The 21,176-nt window shown below is 45.8% G+C and carries 16 protein-coding genes; 8 read left to right on the top strand and 8 right to left on the bottom strand.

The features are described from left to right. Positions 1-96: 96 nt before the first annotated feature. Positions 97-1,320 (top strand): GNAT family N-acetyltransferase, encoded by a 1,224-nt coding sequence (locus NST38_RS22470; RefSeq protein ID WP_083684678.1) that lies wholly within the window; start codon positions 97-99, stop codon positions 1,318-1,320. A 119-nt stretch (positions 1,321-1,439) separates the two neighbouring features. Here the strand turns inward: NST38_RS22470 and NST38_RS22465 are convergent, their stop codons facing one another. Further along, complete coding sequence (locus NST38_RS22465) at positions 1,440-1,805, bottom strand: VOC family protein (RefSeq protein WP_076252789.1); 366 nt, start codon at positions 1,803-1,805, stop codon at positions 1,440-1,442. Positions 1,806-1,970: 165 nt separating this feature from the next. Continuing rightward, positions 1,971-3,623 (bottom strand): alkaline phosphatase, encoded by a 1,653-nt coding sequence (locus NST38_RS22460; protein ID WP_036668659.1) that lies wholly within the window; start codon positions 3,621-3,623, stop codon positions 1,971-1,973. Between the two features lie 228 nt (positions 3,624-3,851). Here NST38_RS22460 and NST38_RS22455 point away from each other — a divergent pair, with 228 nt between their 5' ends. Beyond that, positions 3,852-5,765, top strand: coding sequence for an AraC family transcriptional regulator (locus NST38_RS22455; RefSeq protein WP_341344068.1), 1,914 nt, complete (start codon positions 3,852-3,854; stop codon positions 5,763-5,765). A gap of 726 nt (positions 5,766-6,491) precedes the next feature. Then, entirely contained in the window at positions 6,492-8,735 is a 2,244-nt protein-coding gene (locus NST38_RS22450) for a carboxylesterase/lipase family protein (RefSeq protein WP_076252787.1), read from the top strand. A gap of 493 nt (positions 8,736-9,228) precedes the next feature. Here NST38_RS22450 and NST38_RS22445 read toward each other — a convergent pair whose 3' ends face one another. Next, a complete protein-coding gene (locus tag NST38_RS22445) occupies positions 9,229-10,815 on the bottom strand; it encodes a choice-of-anchor I domain-containing protein (protein ID WP_076252786.1) in 1,587 nt (528 codons plus the stop codon). Positions 10,816-11,137: 322 nt separating this feature from the next. On the opposite strand from NST38_RS22445, the gene NST38_RS22440 reads away from it, so the two are divergent. The 3 genes from NST38_RS22440 (at position 11,138) to NST38_RS22430 (ending at position 14,250) form a co-directional block, all read left to right on the top strand. Beyond that, a complete protein-coding gene (locus NST38_RS22440) occupies positions 11,138-12,097 on the top strand; it encodes a helix-turn-helix transcriptional regulator (RefSeq protein ID WP_076252785.1) in 960 nt (319 codons plus the stop codon). A 315-nt stretch (positions 12,098-12,412) separates the two neighbouring features. Beyond that, positions 12,413-13,615, top strand: coding sequence for an MFS transporter (locus NST38_RS22435; protein ID WP_076252784.1), 1,203 nt, complete (start codon positions 12,413-12,415; stop codon positions 13,613-13,615). A 191-nt stretch (positions 13,616-13,806) separates the two neighbouring features. Then, a complete protein-coding gene (locus tag NST38_RS22430; RefSeq protein WP_047843886.1) occupies positions 13,807-14,250 on the top strand; it encodes an Hsp20/alpha crystallin family protein in 444 nt (147 codons plus the stop codon). A gap of 122 nt (positions 14,251-14,372) precedes the next feature. Here the strand turns inward: NST38_RS22430 and NST38_RS22425 are convergent, their stop codons facing one another. Genes NST38_RS22425 through NST38_RS22415 form a run of 3 tightly spaced genes read right to left on the bottom strand, consistent with a single transcriptional unit; the run spans position 14,373 to position 16,316 of the window. Next, a complete protein-coding gene (locus tag NST38_RS22425) occupies positions 14,373-15,020 on the bottom strand; it encodes an Imm50 family immunity protein (protein WP_076252783.1) in 648 nt (215 codons plus the stop codon). A 53-nt stretch (positions 15,021-15,073) separates the two neighbouring features. Next, positions 15,074-15,631, bottom strand: coding sequence for a DUF1697 domain-containing protein (locus NST38_RS22420; protein ID WP_076252782.1), 558 nt, complete (start codon positions 15,629-15,631; stop codon positions 15,074-15,076). A 34-nt stretch (positions 15,632-15,665) separates the two neighbouring features. Beyond that, positions 15,666-16,316, bottom strand: a complete 651-nt coding sequence (locus NST38_RS22415) for a hypothetical protein (protein ID WP_076252781.1) — start codon at positions 16,314-16,316, stop codon at positions 15,666-15,668. Between the two features lie 333 nt (positions 16,317-16,649). Here NST38_RS22415 and NST38_RS22410 point away from each other — a divergent pair, with 333 nt between their 5' ends. Beyond that, complete coding sequence (locus tag NST38_RS22410) at positions 16,650-18,284, top strand: DUF1593 domain-containing protein (protein WP_076252780.1); 1,635 nt, start codon at positions 16,650-16,652, stop codon at positions 18,282-18,284. 85 nt (positions 18,285-18,369) lie between these two features. Here NST38_RS22410 and NST38_RS22405 read toward each other — a convergent pair whose 3' ends face one another. Continuing rightward, on the bottom strand, positions 18,370-18,933 hold the full coding sequence (locus tag NST38_RS22405; RefSeq protein WP_076252779.1) for a TetR/AcrR family transcriptional regulator: 564 nt from the start codon (positions 18,931-18,933) through the stop codon (positions 18,370-18,372). Further along, positions 18,926-20,140: an MFS transporter gene (locus NST38_RS22400; protein WP_076252778.1), complete on the bottom strand. Its 1,215-nt coding sequence runs from the start codon at positions 20,138-20,140 to the stop codon at positions 18,926-18,928. Before NST38_RS22400 ends, NST38_RS22405 begins: the two co-directional genes overlap by 8 nt. Before the next feature lie 219 nt (positions 20,141-20,359). Between NST38_RS22400 and NST38_RS22395 the strand changes: the two genes are divergently transcribed. Further along, positions 20,360-21,166, top strand: a complete 807-nt coding sequence (locus tag NST38_RS22395) for an alpha/beta fold hydrolase (protein ID WP_036617433.1) — start codon at positions 20,360-20,362, stop codon at positions 21,164-21,166. Positions 21,167-21,176: the final 10 nt, after the last annotated feature.

The following is a 21,176-nucleotide window of genomic DNA, read 5'->3' as shown; positions in this document are numbered from 1 at the left end:
TTTTCCTATACAGTGATGTGTAGAGTATGAAGAGCGTAGAACTGAAACTGTAAATGGTAGTTAAAAGAAGATGTAACCTCATGGGGGAGTAAAAGGTTGAAGAATAAAGGAATGAAATACAGTTCGGCCTACGATGACCGTACATATGAAGTTAGGAAAGATAATCGAACTGCACGCGTGCAGCTGTATGATCAGCAATCGTTCAAAGACATGGACTGGCCCGATACGGAGGATGGCAGATATGCCAGAGTCTATCTGGAACCTATGATGCTGGACGGAACCCAAAGCTTTATGTCCAATGTGGAAACGACATTGTTGCTCGCCCGGATTGATAATCTCGTTATTCCGCTGACGGTGAATGATACAGAGTATGATAATGCTTACGTTTGTTCGCCATATACGCATTATGTGAGTTACGCCAAGCAGGAATTGACCATGTTGCAGAAGACCGTGTTGGAAAAAGGTCTTTCTGTGCTGATCAGTCTAATAGGTTGGGGAATGAAGCAATCGCAGATCAACAAAGTTGTGCATGTGAACAACTGGTTGTTGTCCACCAATCTGTATCCAGCCATGTCCGGTGAACAAGCAGAATGTTTGCTTACAGCGGTACAAGAGCGATACCCTGAACATGTCATTGTGTTTCGCTCTTTGTGCCCTGGACTTCATCCCGATCTGACGGTGAGGCTAACGGAAGTGGGGTGTCGACTAATTCCGAGCCGACAAATCTACCTGTACCATGCGCATGATCCGAATTTTGGCAACTCGAAGTCACGTTGGCTGTTGAAGCGGGATTACGAATTATTGGGCAAGCATGGATACGAATTCGTTTCCGAATTAGATATGACGGATGCAGATATTCCGCGAATTGTGGAATTGTACAAGCTGTTATACCTTGAAAAGTACTCCTATCACAATCCGCAATTTACTGAGCGGTTCATTGCTGCTGCGTTGGCATCAGGAACACTCAGACTCTATGGACTGCGGAAGGAAGGGTGCCTGGACGCGGTGATGGGTTATTTCTGCCGAAATGGAATCATAACAACGCCGCTGTTCGGTTACGATACAGCGGTGCCCCAATCCGTCGGACTATACCGCATGTTATCAGCTTGTCTGATCGGACAGGCTCGCGAGCACGGCCATCTGTTACATGAGAGCGCCGGGGCTGCGCAGTTCAAGCGCAATCGCGGTGCTGTGGCGGATTTTGAATATTCCGCTGTGTATGAGCGCCACCTTTCGTGGGGCAGACGCTGGTGCTGGCTGCTGCTTGATCGGTTGTTGAATCGCGTAGGTGTGCCGCTGATGCGCCGCATGAAGCTGTAAACAGACACAAAAACGTGCTTACGCTGCCCGATGCAGGTATGAGCTTGCATCTGGTTTGACTGCAAACACGCACTAACAACTGGTTATTGTGATACGCACATTTGTGCGCAATCGCCTAATTAGACATGCTCTGCGAGTTGCACCTCAAAGCCATCTGGATCTGTAATGTAAATAAACCGCAGATGCGGATTGGGCTGGATGGGGCCACGCACAATCGGAATATTCAGTTCTGCCAGTCGTTCCATGGCTTCATCCAGCGAGTTCACCTCATAACCGATCGACACGCCGGCCTCTGGTTTAAGAATGGATTCACTGCCCTCAATCAGTTCCAGCTTGGCTTCATTCTCCATGCCCAGCATGGCAATCTGTCGTCCACGGCTTTCGAATCTGCGCTGAATGGGAAGTCCGAGCATGTTGTGGTAGAACCCGAGCGAAGCTTCCAAATTACTGACCCTCAGCGTGATCCAGTTTAATTTGATCAACATGGGTGAATCTCTCCTTTTGTTTTGCATGATATGTATTTTTGTTACGTTCATTATACGATAGGCGCTAGCAGGAACCTACTCCTTAATAATAAACAGTAAAATAGCTGCCGAAATATTCGGCAGCCAAATGGTGTAATCTCCTGTAGTCCTAGTAGTTCTAACGAATTATTGAATCAGATCAACGGCCGTTTGTGGTACAAATGCCTCTACGCCGTTATACACAATGACACCCTCCAAAGTTGTCTTTTTACCGTTCACCAGTGCAATATTTTTGTAAATTTGCAGTTCCAGTTTGGTGTTACCTTTTGAAACGAGAATCTTCGGATTTTTGGCGTCCGTCAGGTCCAGTTTGTACGTCGCGCCTTTGGCCGTAAATGCTTGTTTGGCAGGTACAAACAATTGTTTGCTCACGCTGTCGAGATCCAGATCCAGTACTCGTGCCATATATTTGGCGACATCCGTGTTATCAATCACACCGAATGGACGGTCATTGTTCGGAGCATACGTGTACAGCACAACATCTCCACCTGTATGACCACCGGTTGTCCAGCCAATCCCTGCACGTTTGCTGATCATTGGACCGATTGCATAGTTAAGACTGCCTGGCTCGGCCGCTTTAATGGTGGCAATCTCTTCGGAAGTCAGGTCGGTAATGCCATAGTATTGTTTCATCACTGCTTTGATGTTTGTACGCTTGGCATTCAGCTTCGCTTCAACGCCCTCGCCTGTCAGTTTGGCCTTTTTCAAAGGTCCGATAAATGTGGACAACGGCTCTTTATCGTATGTGCCGCTAGTTGCGTTGTTACCAATGGTGAGTCCACCATTACCGTGGTCCGTAACAGCCACAACGGCAGTCTCTCCATCCGCTTTGGCAAAATCCATGGCTACCTTTACGGCATCATCAAAAGCCAGCACGTCACTGATAATACCAATCGGATCATTGGCATGAGCTGCCCAGTCGACTTTACTGCCTTCGACCATCAGGAAAAAGCCATCTTTATCTTTGGACAGAACTTCAATGGCTTTGGATGTCATCTCGGCAAGGCTTGGCTGTTTTGCAGGATCACGGTCCATATTATAAGCCATGCCCGCTGGCGCGAACATACCCCATAGCTTGTTCGAATCGGATGCTTTCATTGCAGCTGGTGTAGTGACGTAATCGTAACCCAGTGCCTTGATAGACGAAACCAGATTCTCGCCGTCTTTACGTCCGGCTGGCTCAAGGTATTTGCTGCCTCCACCCAACACAACGTCCATACCATTGTAGACTTGTTGTTTGCTGAGTGCATCGTAGTTTTTACGGTCCGGATAGTGAGAGGAGAAGTCCGCTGGTGTGGCGTGCATAATCTCGGATGTAGCGATAATGCCGGTTGCTTTACCCGCCAGTTTGGAAGCTTCCAGTACAGAAGCGATCGGTTTTCTTTCGTCTCCAGGCGCAATCGCCTTTTGCCCTGGCATCGTAGCCTTGTCCGGCAGTACACCAACAAATCCGGTATGAGATTTATAACCTGTTGCAAAAGCAGTTCCGGCAGGAGCTGAGTCGGCAATCGGCGCATCGGCGGAGTGTGTCCGAACCATGCCACTTGCCATGGAGTCCAGCGTCAGGGACGAGCCCTTATACCAACGAGCCAGAGCGGTAGCATCGTTAGCCATACCGTCAGGAATCAGAATAATCACATTTTTAATCGGTGATGCAGATGTCGTTGAGGTGGTATCTTCCACAGCCCACGCTGCACTGCTTCCTCCGAGTGTAGCCGTAACAATTGTTGTCACCGCGAGCATCATTTTGGCTGCACGGACATTAAACCGGTTTAACATGAATGCATCCTCCTAGAATATATGTATAGTTGGTATCCCAAACCAAGTGTATACAACAATTGCTAAACTAACGTATGAAATGGATTAACTATATGTAAAATTTACGATTAGTGAAGGGTGCTGGAATTCAGGTGAACTGGACAAAATGAGGACCACTCTTGTATGTTAAGGAGAAAATCGGGCTAGGGAATGCCCCTCGTCTAATGATCGGCATTGAGGTGGTTTGTAATGAAAGAATGGTCAGAAGCCATTCAGTGGTGGAATAAAAATCAGGTGAAGCTCATGGACATTCGTCATCTGGTCTTGAAGCCGGGACAGGCAATTAAGCCGTATGTTTTGCCAGCCCATGCTTTTTTGCTGATGGTCAGAGGAGAAGCCATTGTTCATTTGGGTAAAGAAAAGCTCAGGTCCAACCAGACGCAGGTTCTGCATGTTGGCAAAGGCACAACTATACATATCCATTGTCTGGATCTCCCCTTGGAATATTATCTTATTTTATATAAACCCCAGCCAAGCTCCACTGGTACCGACCCGTCGAGAGTAGAAAACGTACAACAAGAGTATGAATTTTCCCCGCAGCAGTATTATTTTGCAGCAACATATCCGCTGTCGCTAATTCCCATAATGGAGAGAATGCATGAATGCTGGGCAAGCAGCGAAGAATTGGACAGGTTGCAGGTTATAGGACTGTTGTATCAGTTTGTATACGAACAGTTTCGTCAATGGAAGCAGGCGAGTGATCAGGTAGCTGATCCTCCAGAATTAGCCGAGAAGATTGCAGCATACATTCAGGAGCACTACGCACATCCCGTGTCCATGGAGGATATGGCGGCCCAATTTCATTACAGCAGTCATTATCTGGCACGGGTATTCAAGCGAAAATTCGGTTGCAGTCCGATGGAATACGTCATCCAAACCCGGATGAACCAAGCCAAAGTATTGCTAACAGAGACAGAGGCTCAGATTCGTGATGTGGCTGAGAGCGTTGGATATAAAGATTTGTACTACTTTAGCAGAATCTTCAAACGAATGATGGGAGAAACTCCTGCTCAATATAAAATGCACAGTCATCTGTTTAAAGGTTCAAATCGTACCAATAAGAAGTCGGAATCGTTCATTGCTGGAGAACTCACACAACGCTATATTGATAATAACGATAATCATTATCAATACAACACTTGGAGCGTGAATGACTTGAATGTTCGTTTTAAGCCTACTTTGGCGGTCAGTTTATTATTTAGTTTATCCCTGCTATTAGCAGCTTGCGGGGGAGGAACTGATCCACAGTCAACAGCAAATGAAGATGCTTCACTGCCTGCAACCAAAATGTATACCGACGCATCGGGGAGAACGGTTGAGATTCCAGCCCAATCAGCCAAACCGGTTGTGATCACATATGGGGGGTATTTGCTGCCACTCGGAATGAAGCCGGCGGGTGCCAACAAGGAAACACTGGATCTGTACCCGGAAGAGATGGCTAATGTACCGGATATCGGATCAGGAACAGGGAACGTAGAAGTGGTCTCGGATCTAGAGCCAGATCTGATCATCGTACCTGATTATACAAGCACGGAAGTGATCGGCACCTATGAGAAAATTGCGCCTACGATTACGGTAGCCTGGGGCGGTGACCCAGATGTCATCAACACCCTGAGAACGATGGGTGAGATTATGGATCGAAAAGAGGAAGCAGAGCGATGGATTGCTACTTTCGAAAGTAAATTGAATGGGATCCGGGATGAACTGAACTTCAATATTGAACCGGGAACAACGGCCATGTCCTTCGTTATCTACAATAAGGAGGTATTACTTGGGGGAGAAGGCGGCACATTGGGCAAGTTGATATACCAGGATTTCGGATTTGATATGCCTGAACAGTACAAAGCCTATGCAGATGGTGGAACCGTGCTCTCATTGGAGAAGCTGGCGGATAAACCTGCAGACTACTTCTTCACTCAGATGGACGATGAAGAGATGGAGCAGATGATGGAGCTATTCAATGAGCCGGTGTATCAGAGTATTCCTGCGATCAAAAATCATCGGATCATTAATGTTTCTCGCAACTATTGGAATTATGGACCTTATCTGGTCGACAAGGGGCTGGATAGCCTGATTGAGCAAGTGAGCAAGCTACAGGAATAAAAAAACATTTCATTCTACAAATTTGACGCAAATCACGTTATATCAGAGCAGGTTCATAGGTGGATGCGCCTATGGCCTGTTTTGTTATGTCGGCGGTTCTGTATGATTAAAGCTTACAACCTCTGGGCACAGCGACCGCCATGCTCAATATTTATGGGCTTCTGGCTAGGCAGATACCCAAAGCAATGTAGGTTCCGATTCGATATGATATGGAACTTGCAGAGCTTGTTTTTAATGTTACCCATTCAGAGAGATATATTGACGATTAAAAAAAGATATTGCGAACGCTTACATTATGTGCTAACATCACCATAACAACAGGATTGTAACCGTGTTTAGGGCAATACCTGTGTCAGTTCATTCGTTGGTTGTTTGTTCATCAAACGATTGATTGCGTTTACATTTTCATATGGAATGAACCTCATTCCTCAGGGTTGTTACTGATTGCAGGCAAAACCTGAATTGAGGGCAGTAGACCACGCTAAAGCGATGTCTGTTTGCCTTCGGTTCAGGTTTTTTTATATAAAAAAATGCCTGATGGCATTACCGCAAGCGCCGTAGCAGATATTTCGAGCAGAAAGGAGCGCAGCAGATTTAATTTTTCATAAATAGAGATATAGACTCATCCAGACATTGGAATACTGATTCTTAGATACGCATTTCAACTGAACATTTCCAATGAAATTATCCCATCACACACTATTCGACAGCGAGGAGATTTATGACATGAAAACCATTAAACGTTCGATTGCCGTGGCAACAATTCTGGGGTTATGTGTATCCGCTCTACCAGCTTATGCAGCAGGGAACACAACAACTTCTTCTTCAGCAGCGATGGACAAGTTGATTCAATCCGAGCTTATTCGCGGCAGCGGTCAAGGTGTTAATGCAGCTTATCTGAACAAAAAGGCAACACGCATTCAGGCCGCAGTACTTTACTTGCGTTTGTCCGGATTGGAGAAAGAAGCACTCGCTTATCAGGGATCGGAAACGTATGACGATGCGGCTCAGGCGGGCAAAGTATTACAACCGGTCGTTGGTTACTTGAAGCAGCATCCATATGTGTCTGAGATCGTAACAGGAACGGAGAAGTTTGAACCTAATGCACCCCTTACAGCGGAAGGTTATGCCGAAATGCTGCTGAAGGTGCTTGGATATGAAGCAGGTACGGATTATGAGCAGGGATCGGCTTCCACCTATGCGGCTGGGAAAGGAACCATGGCGCTTCAAGGGAAGGGAGCGAGTCAACTTACCAACCGCCTGATGGCAGAGGCAACCGCACAGGCTTTGCAGATACAGCTCAAGAATGGCAGTGGAACCTTGGAGCAGAGTTGGTTGAAACATAAAGAAGCTGGAGCGTTCAAACCTCAAACGGTGCAACAGACCAAGTATGGCACAATTGATGGCAAAACCTATGAGCAATATGGCACGCTCGGTTGGCTTGGTGTTCCTTACGCGGCACCTCCGGTAGGGGAACTGCGCTGGAAAGCCCCGCAAGAACCGGAATCATGGACAGGAACCAGATCGGCTAAGGAATTTGCAGCGAACAGCTTGCAGATCTCCGGCAAGACTACAGCGGGAAGCGAAGATTCGTTGTATCTTAATATCTGGCGTCCCGACACAACCAGTTCGAAACTTCCGGTTATGGTGTTCCTGCACGGCGGCGGGAATATGACCGGATCAGGTAAAGATTTTCAAGGTGAACAGCTTGCACGGAGCACCAACAGCATTATCATCTCAGTGAATTACCGTTTGGGAGCCCTTGGATTCTTCGAGAATGCAGCGCTGAAAACAGGCAATGCCCTGGATGACTCAGGTAACTATGGTCTGCTTGACGCATTCCGTGCATTGGAGTGGGTACAGGATAATATCGAAGGTTTTGGCGGAGATACAGGCAATGTTACATTGGCCGGACAATCTGCTGGTGCACGTGATGTACTGGCAACGCTGATCTCGCCACTTAGCAAAGGTTTGTATCAAAAAGCAGTTGCTTTCAGCGGAGGATTGACGACAGCATCACCGGAAGAAGGCGAGCAAAAATCCGAGGATGTACTTGTGAAGCTACTCGTGCAAGAGGGGAAAGCGGCTAATGCAGAAGAAGCAAAAGCATGGATTGGCAAGCAATCTCAGGCACAGCTGGAGAGCTATTTGCGTGAACTGCCTGCGGACAAGCTGGTCACAGCGTTTGGTGCAACCGCAATCCGTATGGACCCATTCCCGCATCTGTTCCGTGATGGCACAGTGATTCCAAAAGAAGGATTTGACGCCATCAATAATGGCAATTATAAAAAAGTACCTGTATTGCTCGGCAGCTTGGAAACGGAGTTCTCCGGTTTTGCCTTCGGTGATCCAAACTTCTCTCCGTCGATTACGGATGAGACTCTGTTTACTGATAAAACCAAGGCGGAACAATATGCTGCTGCGTTGAAATATGGTAGCGAAGCTTATGCAGGCTTTAATGCAGAGCGTGTAGCGGAGCAATTGACGAGTGAAGCAGGTCAACCACCAGTATATGCGTATCGTTTTGCATGGGGCACACAACCTGGAGTCATCTCTGAGCGTTTGCTCACGTTACTGGGCGCACCACATGGTGCGGATATGGACTTCTATACAGGACACGCAGACGGAATTGCTGCTTATTTCCCTGATGGGTACTTTAGCGATACAAACAAACCAGGACGTGATCAGTTGTCCGCCGCGATGGCAGCTTATCTGAAGCAGTTCCTGTACACAGGCAATCCAGGTACGGGTGGATCACCTGATCTAGCGGCATGGACACCTTGGACGAAAGATGCTCAAGCCCCAATCATGCGTCTGGATGCAAGCAATACAACGGCAGAAATTGGCATGTCCACACAATATAATCAAGGCAAAGACGCCGTTATGGCAAAGATGAAAAAAGAATTGCCTGAAGAAACGTATAAACTGTTGACGGAAAAAGTGTTCGCAGGCCGTTTCTTCTGGGAATAAGGATCACCGGATAGGAAGGTATATATAGATATAATGTAAGCCAAGGGAGCATGCTCTCTTGGCTTTTTGTACTGTTCGTTATACTTAAATATGGTATTGTTGTAAATATAAATTAATAGGATATGGGAAAGGGGAAAACGTACATTATGGATGGAGTTAGTAATTTTGGTATTGCAGGTATTATAACGCTATTAATTTTCTTTATTATGATTGGTCTTGTATTATATCTGGTTTTCTATCTTGGGATGAAGAGGTCTGGCGTCAAAGAGGAAGTATCCGCATTAAGGATGGAAGTACGAGTGTTACAAGAGGAAGTAGAGCGGAACAGGAGGGAATTGGAAAATATGAAGCGTCGATAACCTTTGCAGCATTATATGTGGGTACGTGGAATAGCGCGTACAATAGTATGAGAGGATAGGGGCTTTTCGCCCCCACCTACTCAATACAACGTGACACCGCTCAGTTCAGCCTTTACATACCGAGGGCACTCGAACTATTTCTTGGCAAAAAAACTAAGTGTTCCCGTGCTTTCATCTGCACTCACAAACAGGATGCGTCCGTTAACACGATGAATTCCCTCTGGTGATTCTCCGGCTGTAGGAATCAGACCCAGGTAGTCCGGATTGACTGGATCAGCAAGATCAAAGAACAAAATGGCATCTGCCCGTTCAGAAGCTACGGCTGCATACGTAGTGCCATCTACAGTAGCAACGGTCAGGTTCTCGACTTCGCTGCCTTTGTTGGGACTGCGATCATCCGGATACAAGCCAACCATAGCGGTTGCCTGGTCAATGAGGTTCTGACTATCGTACATCCGCTGGCCTTGCAGATTCCAGACAGCAATATTACGTCCGCCTGCTTTTACACCATCCTCAAATTCATTCTTGCCTAAGTCCCCTTCATTGGCTGTCAGCAGGTATTTACCATCTGCCGAGAAAGCAATCCCATCCGGTTCATAACGAGCGCTCAACGTCTCTTTAAACTGAACGATACCGTCATCCTTCAGATCCGCTTGATGTGAAGTGGTACCCAGAGCGAAGATTGAGCTGATTTTTTTTGTCTCCAGATCTACAATGGCAACGACATTGTTTTCCTGTAGCGTGATGGCTGCTGTTTTACTATCTGGACTAATAGCAACATACTCTGGTTGTGGATCATTAGGATAGATGGCACCTTTTACATTGTCCAGAGAGACCGGTAAGTTGGTGATCTCACCCTCCAATACGTTCCCGCCAGCAAAAGATACTACCATAATGCTACCCGGACGTTTGGTGTTGGCATAGTCAATTTCATCCGCAGCTGTATTCAGCTCTTCATCCTCTATCGCGATAACCGCATGCAGACCGTCAGGTGACAGTGCAATCGAGTCAGGACCAATGCCCAGTTCATACGTTTTGACGGTTTTGTAGGTTGTCAGATCCACAATGGCAAGCAATCCTTTGTTTGCTTCACTGTCCGTATCACCTGTGCGAATAACTGCAAGACCATATTTGCCATCTTTGGATACGGTTACGCTCGTGACTTCAGCTTTGGCGGAAAGGTCATGGAAGCTAACCGTCTTTAATACGTTGATGTTATTCAAGTCAGCAATGTCCAGTACGGAAATGCTGCCATTGTCTGCTTCGGTTACGAGCAGGCGCTGTCCATCTGGCGTAGAAGCTGATATTTCTGCTTTGCCACTAGGCATCTGAAACGATGCGGTCTGTTCAAAACCGGTTTTATTTTGTTTCAGGATCAATTGATCCGTAATTAATTTTAGCGTTTGGGAAGATACATACGTTGTACCTTTGGTGATGTAGCTTTTACTGTCCAAAGGGGTTTTCACACCGTTGATGGTGGCTGAAGACGTCCCTACAGGAAGTTGTACTTTAGTATCTGCGATCTGGATATCAACACTGCGACTGCTTCCGTTCCATGTGACCGTACCCTGCATATTTTGGATGGCTGTGCGCAGTACGACATGATCGTTGGCGGGTTTAGTTGCGTCAGCGGCATGAATCATGGATGTGTAGCTGGTTGCTCCTGCGGTAAGAATGGCAGTCATCGACAGAACGGCGAGCCATTGATTTCTCTTTTTCAATGTTCCAGATCCCCTTTATCGTTTCTTGTGTAATGAGTTATACAATTGTTTTAGTATAGGGAGCTAATGTTAAGGTAAGGTAAGAGAAGTCTGCGATTTGTGTAAAAGGTTAAATAAGAGATATTTTTCCAAATTGGATATGTAAGTTAGTGTATAAAATGATGTTGCCACATGAAGAAAAAAGCAGAAGTGAACCTTCATACTATATAAGACTGGTCGAACGGGAGAAAATACGCTAAAATTATAATTGAGAATCATTATCAATTAATTCAGACTTTCTTTACTGACAAGTCTGATCAAGATATAGGCGAGGTGAATACCCATGCGCACGGATGATGCATTAGGCGTAGTATATCAGCATTACCTGACCCAGGAACCTTACAGTCAGAAAGATGAACACACGTATCTGCTCTCTCCCAAGGCGGGTAGCGGTAAGGTCAAAAGAGTGACAACATACAGTGGCATTGAGATTTTATATTCCCAGGTTGAATATCATCAGCCGTATCCAACGTATTTTGCATCCGAAACGCCCATTGTGGAATTGCAATTTGCCTTGTCAGGAGAGCGGAATGTGGATATATCCGGTCAGGATTATTCATTATCGATAGGGCAAGGGGCCCTTATTTTTATGCATGATTTCGAAGCGTGGTTCCATCCTCCGGCAAGGGAACTGTATACGTCCTTTTCGCTGGGGATTCCGGTTTCTCTGTTCAATTATGCTGCGGCGCAACTGGGCGGTTTCAAGTCGATTGCGTTTAATCAGGTGTTGGGACGAAAAGTGTTCAAGCCGATTGTATTTCAATTGGATAATCGGATACGAACGATGATCGACAGTTTGATTGTGGAATTAAACAACAGCTATCGATCATCCTTAATGATGGAAGCGACAGCGTTGGAGATCTTGAATCGATTTATGATCCAATTGTTTGATCTGGCGCCAATTCCCGCGGGATTCTCCAGAGAGGACATCCGGAAGTTACATACGGCACGGGAGATTATGGAGGCTTGTATGGTAGATCCTCCATCTTTGCTAGCATTGTCCAGACAAGTAGGTCTTAACGATTTTAAATTAAAAAAAGGATTCAAGGCACTTTTCGGAAGCACGGTGTTCGAATATTTGCGTCAGGTTCGTCTCGACAACGCCATGAAGTTGTTGCGCAATCAGGATAACAACGTCACCGAGGCCGCGATTGCGGTCGGTTACAGCAATGTCAGTGCCTTTTCGCAGCAATTTTATCGCAAATTCGGCGTGAAGCCTTCCGAGATGAAAAAGATTTATTAAATAAGATGAACAGAAACTTTACACGAGAACGAAGAGTGCAGAACCAGTCTGGAGAAGCGGAGCGTTCGCCTTTATCAACGGATTTCTCCCTTTAATAGAAGGGAATCACGGAAATCCGGTGATAATAGCGATCGGAAGATGGTACTGTAATCGTAGTGGTCTGGTGTAAAGTTTTAAGGGTTGATCTTATTTAAAATAAGATTAATAATCCGGCTTGCCGTGAATTGTTCCGTATAGAGGCAGTGGGGATTCATTCAGCCTTGTATACTCCAGGTACAGTGGGTACTGTACTGAAATATAGAGGAGTGTACAAACATGAATAGAATCAGAGGAAGTATTTTTTTTAGCGTATTTGCAGCCATGTTGGGTCTGATGCTAATTGCACCCATTATGCCACCACTTATTCGCGAGTTGGGCATGAAAGAAAGCCATTCCGGTCTTATTATCTCGCTTGGGTCCATTATGATGGCTGTCATGGCTCCGGTATGGGGCAGATGGAGTGATATAAGAGGAAGAAAACCCATCATATTGATTGGGTTCATAGGAATGTCTGTGAGCTGTGCATTATTTGCACTGGCATTGTACGGGGGATTAAATGCATGGATCGGAGGAGGGCTACTGTTAACCCTTCTGATTGTGACGCGCAGTCTGATCGGCATGTTTATTCCTGCCGTACTTTCTTCTGCCCAGGCCTATATGGGTGATGTGACAGAAGGGGAGGAGCGGGGAAGCGGGATGGCGATTATCAGTGCTGCGAATGGACTGGGCCTAGTATTTGGACCTGCGATTGCAGGAGCCTTTACCCTTATCGGTCTGCTCTGGCCGCTTTATTTCGGCATTTTTATAGCGATAGCTGCGTTTATTATTGCCTTGCTGTTAATCCCGTCAGCCAAACCGGTTATTCAGGCAAAACCGCCTAAAGTAAACCCGTTCCAACGCGGTTTACGAATGTACCTTGCTGCCGGCTTGGTCACGATGATGGGTATCATGACACTACAGGTTGTCGGGGGATTTTATTTTCAGGATCAACTGGCTCTATCCTCAGCGGCGACGGCCCGAATGGTTTCGTTTGGACTCATGTTCTCTGGAGCAGCGATGTTGATCATGCAGGTCATTCAGATGAAATGGTTGAAATGGCAGCCACGTCCGATGATTTTGCTTGGTTCCCTTTTCCTGATCGCAAGCATGATCCTGTTTTTGGTCTTTGATGTGTTATCCATGTATTATTTCTCGTTTTTCCTGTTTGGCATGGGTGCAGGTCTGATGATGCCCGGGTTCATGGCAGGTGCTTCGCTGGCAGTTAGCAAAGAACAGCAGGGAGGTGCAGCGGGATTGGTAGCAGCGATTCAGGGGATATCCGCCGTCATTACGCCTTTACTTACAACGACACTTTATCAGGTGGACAAACATGTTCCATTTATGCTCGTAGCTGTTCTGGTTGTCTTGCTGGCAATCATGATGATGGGAATGCGGAAGAATGAATCCAATACTGTAACGGACCCCATTCATTCGTTATAGTCAGACAAAGTCAGAAGATCAAATAAGGTCAAAATAAAAGAAAAAAGGATCTATTTTAAAATAGTGAACCATGATGAAAGAAAATCGGTTTTTTTCGTCTTTTACAGACTTTGAGCCTTATTTGCAAGGGTATTATAATAATCAATGTAAGCAACACCAATAAACCAACCACACAAAAGGAGCTGATTTTCATGTTTGATCTGATTCCGTTTCGTAAACGAAATGAAGACCCGTTCGGACACATGTTGAAATCCTTCAATGACATGGTTGAGAACTCATTCCTCTCCCCTTTTGGAACTGGCTCCCAGCCATTCCGGACCGACATTCGTGAGGAAGAAGACAAATATTCGGTAGAAGCCGAGCTTCCGGGCATCGCCAAAGAGGACATAGACATTCAGGTTCAAGGTAATGAATTGATTATTCGTGCCAAACGCAATGATATAGTGGAGCAGAAGGATGACTCCAATCGAATCATACGGCAGGAACGCCGTTCCGGCGAGTTTATCCGGCGATTCTATGTTGATCATATTGATGAGGAGCACATTAAGGCCAGATTGGAAGAAGGTGTGCTGAAGCTCGAGATTCCAAAACGTCCTGGTGATGATCAATCTCGCAGACGCATTCAAATTGACTAAACCAGATGCAAAATGTGTAGCTGAAGAAGTTGAGCTATCCCTTTATGGTAATAGGCATGGAAGAACATCTGTAAAGATGTTTTGTCATGTTGTCCCATGAAGGGATTTTTTACATAACCGGGTTAATGGAATTGAATATGAATTGTGCTGCATAGGAATGTAGCGGAGAAGCCGGATACGGCATCCAAGTTAACACGGATCTGATCGGCTGCATTAGTGAAACTTAGCTGTAAACAAACGTTAGATGCCTCCACAGGGGAGAACATCTCTTGCTGAATATGTTCAAAATGGAAGTGCACCTGCTGTTCCCATTCCTTATCAGCATTATGCGTTAGCACAAGAGAGAGGGATTGTATATTTTGGACTGTTTCCAGCTGCACATCCGTAATTTCGTCATAATGGAAGGGAGGGAAATAGCCCAGAGTTTCGATTACATGTTGCGCTCCGAGAATGGAAGCCAAAGGAGAAAATTCACGTTCCAACCTCCGAATATCCATTAACTGTGCCTCGTACTGAGGACTTGTATAGAGCAGGAGAGAGTCTGGTTCGCATTCCACGACTGTTCCGATAAAAGCAGCCCAGTTCGCGGTACCTTCCTCACCAACGGTAACAAGCAGTTGATCTTGAGCAAGCAAGTCGATTGCCCTATTGGTATAGAATTTCACTCGAAAACCTTGTCCCTGTATCTGCCAGGGAGTCTGGGGTGCATACCAGAATGGTTCCCGCTCTACGGATCGGACGCTGACGTTTAATGTCCATGCTCTGTTCATTAGACTACCTCCAATTGCCACAAGCTGCGTGGCATCATCTCCACCTGTCTGTATTATTTCTCTGCTGCTGCTTGCATCAGGGCATATATCTTACGTGTGGTATTCACATTTCTAACCGTCATATAGGCATATACTTTGGATCCCACAAGCTTGTTCATGCCACTTTTGGACGCATCTTCTCTGCTGACTGAATATAAAATCGCTCCAGGAACATAGATTAGTGTGCCGATTCCCGGTTTGATGGGCAGCTGGTCCAGCACGGAGGGCTCATTGATCTCATCCCAGAGGAACATCACATCACTTTTGGCTGTGTCATCATTAGCCCATTCCGTTGGCAGCGTCTGAATAACACTTTGGATTTCATCCATATTCCGCACCATTACCCTGATCTGTAAGCCAAAATCGGCGGCGATGGCCTGTTCTAACACATGGGATATCTCCCTATTTGCATCGGCACGTTCCTGATGATCGGCAAAAATAATATTGCCAGAGTTGATATAGGTAACGACATCCAGCATACCTGCTTGTTCAAATGTTTCTTTCAGCTGCTTCATATTAATTTTATTGTTCCCGCCTACATTAATGCCTCGTAGCAAAGCCACATAGATCATATGGGCGCCCCTCCAATTCCTTTAATTCACCGTTTTAACAAAAGGACAGATACTCGAACAGATGAGCGGTATACTCTTCTCCCAACAGATCTTGCAATAAAGGTTCCACTTGTTCCAGATACTCGGGCTTGGTTTCATAAGTTTCTTCATCTTTTACTTCTCCGGCATAGGTGCGCGCCGCCTCAATCAGGATGGCTAGTGCACTGAAAAAGTCTGACAGCGAGTCAGCGACGCGATTAGGTTCTCCCCCTGTAAAAGCCGCATATACAGGAGAGTTCGGCGATTCAGTATCTACGATTAACGGATCATCGTTAAAGTTTGCGATGACGACGTGATTTTTTGGCCAAGTGGAGGACTCCTCATAAGGTTCATTCATGCCAATCCAGCGGAACCCCAGTTGCTGACGAAGCAGATGTTCAGGTGCAACAAAGGAAATCAGTGCGGCATCACCGATTTCGACGGCGGCATTTTTCATTTTGAGTGTACCTTCCGCATCCGCATCCATCATTTCATAATGACTGTACAGATACTGAAGTTCTGGAGAAAGAGGTATTCGTGTATCCACTTCCGGCTGGTGATATTGTTCGCGGGGACGCAGATCATGATTTTTGAAAAGTCCATAAGCTTCATTATATAAATCCTGCTGTTCCACCAAACGGCTCAAGGCCGCATCCAGTTGTTGCATGATGTCTGAGTCCTCCTAATAACATTGATATAATAACAGGCCGATTCGTTTGATTCTTGGCTATAAGCATTATACTATATCAAAGATAAATTCAAAAAAACATTTGAATACGTTTACATTCATTAGTGGACATGATATACTTTCACTCAAATAAGGATTGTTACTGCTTCGGGCAGGCAAAACCTGAACATCACTATGCGTGGACTTTGTTCCATTCATAATGTTGTTCGGGTTTTTTTGCATTCTACGGTCCATATTAAGGATAGAAAAACAGAGGACGTACTTATTTCCAACCCAACTAACATCACGCTGTACAGAAGAAAGGGGAGCATTATGAACAAGAGAAAATGGTTAAACGGTTTTGCCGCAGGTTGTCTCAGTATCATCCTGGGAATTAGTGGATGCGCATCCAAAGCGCCACAAACCGCGAGTGACACACCAAATCAGGCGACAGAGCAGACAGAGAATGAAACCCAGGAACCTGCAAACAACCAAGCTGCCAAAGGCAGAACAGTGATTACAACCGACGGTGAGGTGGATGATATGAACTCCGTCATTCGTTTCCTCTTATATTCGAATGAGATGGACCTTGCCGGAATTGTACTGACCAGCTCGGTGTATCATTATGCTGGAGACGAGGAAGCAGGGATCAAGCCGTTCCGCTGGACAGGCACACAGTGGGTGTACGATATGATCGATGCCTATGGCGAGATCTACCCGAACTTATCCAAACATGCGGATGGGTACCCGGAGCCGGAACAGCTTCGAGCGATGACCAAGATCGGTAATATTTCCGATAAAGGGGAGATGGAGAAGGAAACCGAAGGTTCCGAGTTCCTCGAAACTCTTTTCCTCGATGATGACTCCCGAGACCTGATTGTTCAGACATGGGGGGGCACCAATACCACAGCCAGAGCGCTAAAATCGATTGAAGAACAGTACAAAGATACGGCCGAGTGGGATACGATTCGCAAAAAAGTCAGTGACAAACTGGTCCTGTACATCATCCTCGATCAGGATGACAGCTACAACGAATACATTGCGAAGAATTGGCCGGATATCCGCATTCTCAACGACCAATCGAACTTCTGGCATTTTGCCTATGCATGGAAGATGCATGCCGAAGAAGTGAACAGTAAGCTTCATGGCGACTGGATGGTCAAGAATATTCTGAACGGACATGGCAAGCTGATGGATATGTATGCATCGATGGGTGATGGTAAAATGATCGAAGGCGAACTAGCCGAAGAACAACGGGGAAGTGCTGAGTATCTGAAGAACAATCCACAATATGACAAGTACGATTTTATATCTGAGGGTGACTCTCCTTCCTTCTTTTATCTGATTGATAATGGGCTGCGCAGTATGGAAGACCCTTCCTACGGCGGTTGGGGTGGACGCTTTGGAGTTGTGAACGACAAGCTGTTTAGAAACAATGTGCTTGATTACGATCCGTACACCAAACGCTATGAAGCCGAATACTCTCTGATGAGATGGTTTGACGATGTGCAGGATGATTTTGCAGCACGTGCAGACTGGGCAGTTGCAGACACTTACGAAGGTGCCAACCATAATCCGTCTTTAACGATTAAGGAAGGGGTGGATCTTAGTGTTAGTCCTGGGGAGGAAGTTACTCTTCACGCGGAGGGGAAAGACCCGGATGGAGATCAACTGACCTATACGTGGTGGAGATATTTCGAAGCGGACACTTATGAGGATTCCAAAGTAACACCGAACAAAGTTCAGCCTGAAATGGCGGGTGACCTGCAGCTTGGATTGCATCGTGAACTTGCCAAGGATGAGCAGGTGGATACGATAAAATTACAGGGCAGTGACACCGAAGCGGTGACATTTACCGTTCCTGACGATGCCAAATCGGGGGATACCCTTCATATCGTTGCCGAAGTACAGGATGATGGAGAGCATCAGTTGAAGCATTATCAACGTGTGATCCTAACCGTGAAATAAAGAAATAGAGGGGCAGTCCCAAAAGTCATCAACATGGCTGGCGGGACGCCCCTCTTATTTGTGTAGTTTGATCGTAAATGATCCGTTAACGCTGGATGCCTGACCAGAAGACTTTCCAGGTGATCGCCAAAGCTTGTTCATAGGATTGCCGTGTCTCATACACGAGCTGTATATCCAATCCATCCATCACGGTGACAAAAGCTACGGTGGCTTCTTCCGGACTCAGGCTTATATCGGAATGTCTGGTGAATACGGCTGCCAGCTCTTCTTTCAATGTCCCGAGGTACGTTCGATACTGGGCCAGCACAAAATCATGCACCTCCAGCGGTGTGATAAAGGACAGGATATACATAAAAGCGACGTTTGGATGAGTCAGAAAGCGATTTTTGTGTTCATGCAAAAAGGCATATAGCTGCTGATCCAAAGTTTGGGTAACAGACTCGCTGAAGAATTGGCGTACAAACTGCTGTTCCTCCTGCACAACTTCCTCATATAACTCCAGCAATAACGCTTTTTTGGATGAATAATGATAAGCCAGGGATTGCTTGCGAATGCCTGCCTCTTCGGCAATCTGCGCCATCTTGGTCCCCTCGTAACCCAGACGATTAAAATGTTGAATGGCAATTTCCTTGATTCGTTTTTTACTCAATGTCTACCTCCAGTTGGCGAGCTGTATACCTCTGCTGTTTTTGGGAGTATACCAAATATAACAAGATATATACCACAAAAATGCCTATAGAGATAGCATACACCACCGTATAGGAAAATGCAGAAGCCACCACGCCCAGGATCAACGAACCACCGCCAATTCCGAGGTCAAAGAAGTTAAAGAAGGAAGCCATCGCACTTTCGTGCTCATGTTCTTCTACAAGATTCACACACCAGGTCTGAATGGCCGGGAATATGGCACCAAAACCAAAGCCATATAATGCGCCGGCGATCAGGAATTGCACATCACTCTGGGCGATAATCAGAACCAGTAGCCCCGCGATTGCAAACACGGCAGAAGGTAACAACACGGAACCTGGTCCCCATCGATCAAACATTTTCCCCGAAAATAGTCGAACGGCGAAGCTGGCGATGGCAACGATGAAGAAAAACCAGGCTATATTCTCGAACCCTCTTTCGGCGGCAAATAAAGCCACAAAGGACATGATTGAACCCGCTGCAATGCCAACGAGCATAATGAGAAGGGAAGGGAAAAGTACCTTCTTTTCAATCAGTTTCACCGAAGGGACATGAGTTTGCATAGACTCGCTACTACCTTCTGTTTTCGGCTTTCTGGATACAAACACTGTCATTAGGAGAGCTAACAGCAAAATGCACATACCTCCCATAAACAGGCTCTGGTAGTCGTACCTAAACAACAGGCTTGTTCCAATCAATGGACCGATGGATATAGCGACTGTCTCCCCTACGCCGAAATACCCCATACCTTCTCCCCGGCGATCTCTTGGTATGTTTTCAGTGGCAATCGTTGCAAAATATGTCGTTGCCAAACCAAATCCGAATCCGTGGATCACTCGAAATACAAGAATCATCCAAATACCTGACGATAGGTAGTATGCGCCTGTCATTAATGCACAGATAGTGATGCCGATAATCAATAGATATTTTTTATCTATTTGAGCTGCTAAAACAGAAGTGAAGGGTCGAATCAAGATGGCAGAAAACATAAATACGCCGGTAACAAGCCCAATTTGGGAGGCTTCGCCACCAAGACTTGAGACAAACAAAGGCAAGGTGGGAAGCAACATTTCAAATGCCATAAACAATAATGCGTTGGCTAACATGATAAATAGGAATGATCTTCCCCAGAGTTGCTGAGGTGTAGAGCTATGTGTTGAAGTACTCATGGTTTTCCTCCGTAATATTGATCTCTGTCGCGCGACATGTTGAACTGATTTTACCTGACGATCGTCAGATTGTAAAGCGCGTATTCAGAGCAGGGGTTCATGATTTTTAGGTGGATGAGAGAAGTTATTAATTATTTTTAATTCATATCCCAACATTTTCCGGTATACTAATCAGATAAAATGATTCAAGTGAATACTACCTCGGAGAGGTGATATGTAGTGACTGTTGATATACTTGTAAGAAATAATGTTAAGGTACTTGGCTCGGGTAGCCAAACGATTGTATTTGCTCATGGTTTTGGATGTGATCAGGATATGTGGCGTTACATTATTCCAGGTTTTATGGAGAACTACCGTGTGGTGTTGTTTGATTATGTTGGATCTGGCGAATCTCAAATTAACTATTATGATGCTATCAAATATAGCAACCTTCAAGGATACGCCCAGGATGTGCTGGAAGTTATGGAAGCGCTCGAACTAAAGGACACCATATTTGTCGGGCATTCCGTCAGTAGTATGATTGGTATGCTGGCATCGATTCAGAACCCCAAATATTTCAAAAAAATTATAATGTTAGGGCCCTCCCCACGTTACGTGAATGATCTGCCGAATTATTATGGAGGTTTCGATCGGAATGATATCGATGAATTACTTGAGATGATGCAGATGAATTTTATTGGGTGGGCGAGTTATCTGGCACCCATTGTGATGAACAATCCGGAACGGAAAGAGCTGACGGAAGAGTTGGAGAAAAGCTTCTGCTCCAGAGATCCGCATATTGCGAGACAATTTGCCGAAGTGACGTTTTTATCGGACTGTCGTATTGATCTGGAGCAGGCAACTGTGCCAACATTAATTCTTCAGTGCTCGGATGACAGCATTGCCCCGGTAGAAGTAGGGGATTATTTACACGCTCATCTGAAGAATAGCCGATTGCAACAGATGACGGCCAAGGGACATTATCCGCATCTAAGTCAACCGGAAGAAACCATCCGAATGATTAAGGATTATTTAACGAGCGCATAAAAAGCGGAAG

It is taken from the genome of Paenibacillus sp. FSL H8-0104 (genome assembly GCF_038050215.1).
GTDB classification, from domain to species: domain Bacteria; phylum Bacillota; class Bacilli; order Paenibacillales; family Paenibacillaceae; genus Paenibacillus; species Paenibacillus amylolyticus.
The sequence above is the reverse complement of the archived record's forward strand: the minus strand, read 5'-3'. Positions and strand labels throughout refer to the sequence as shown.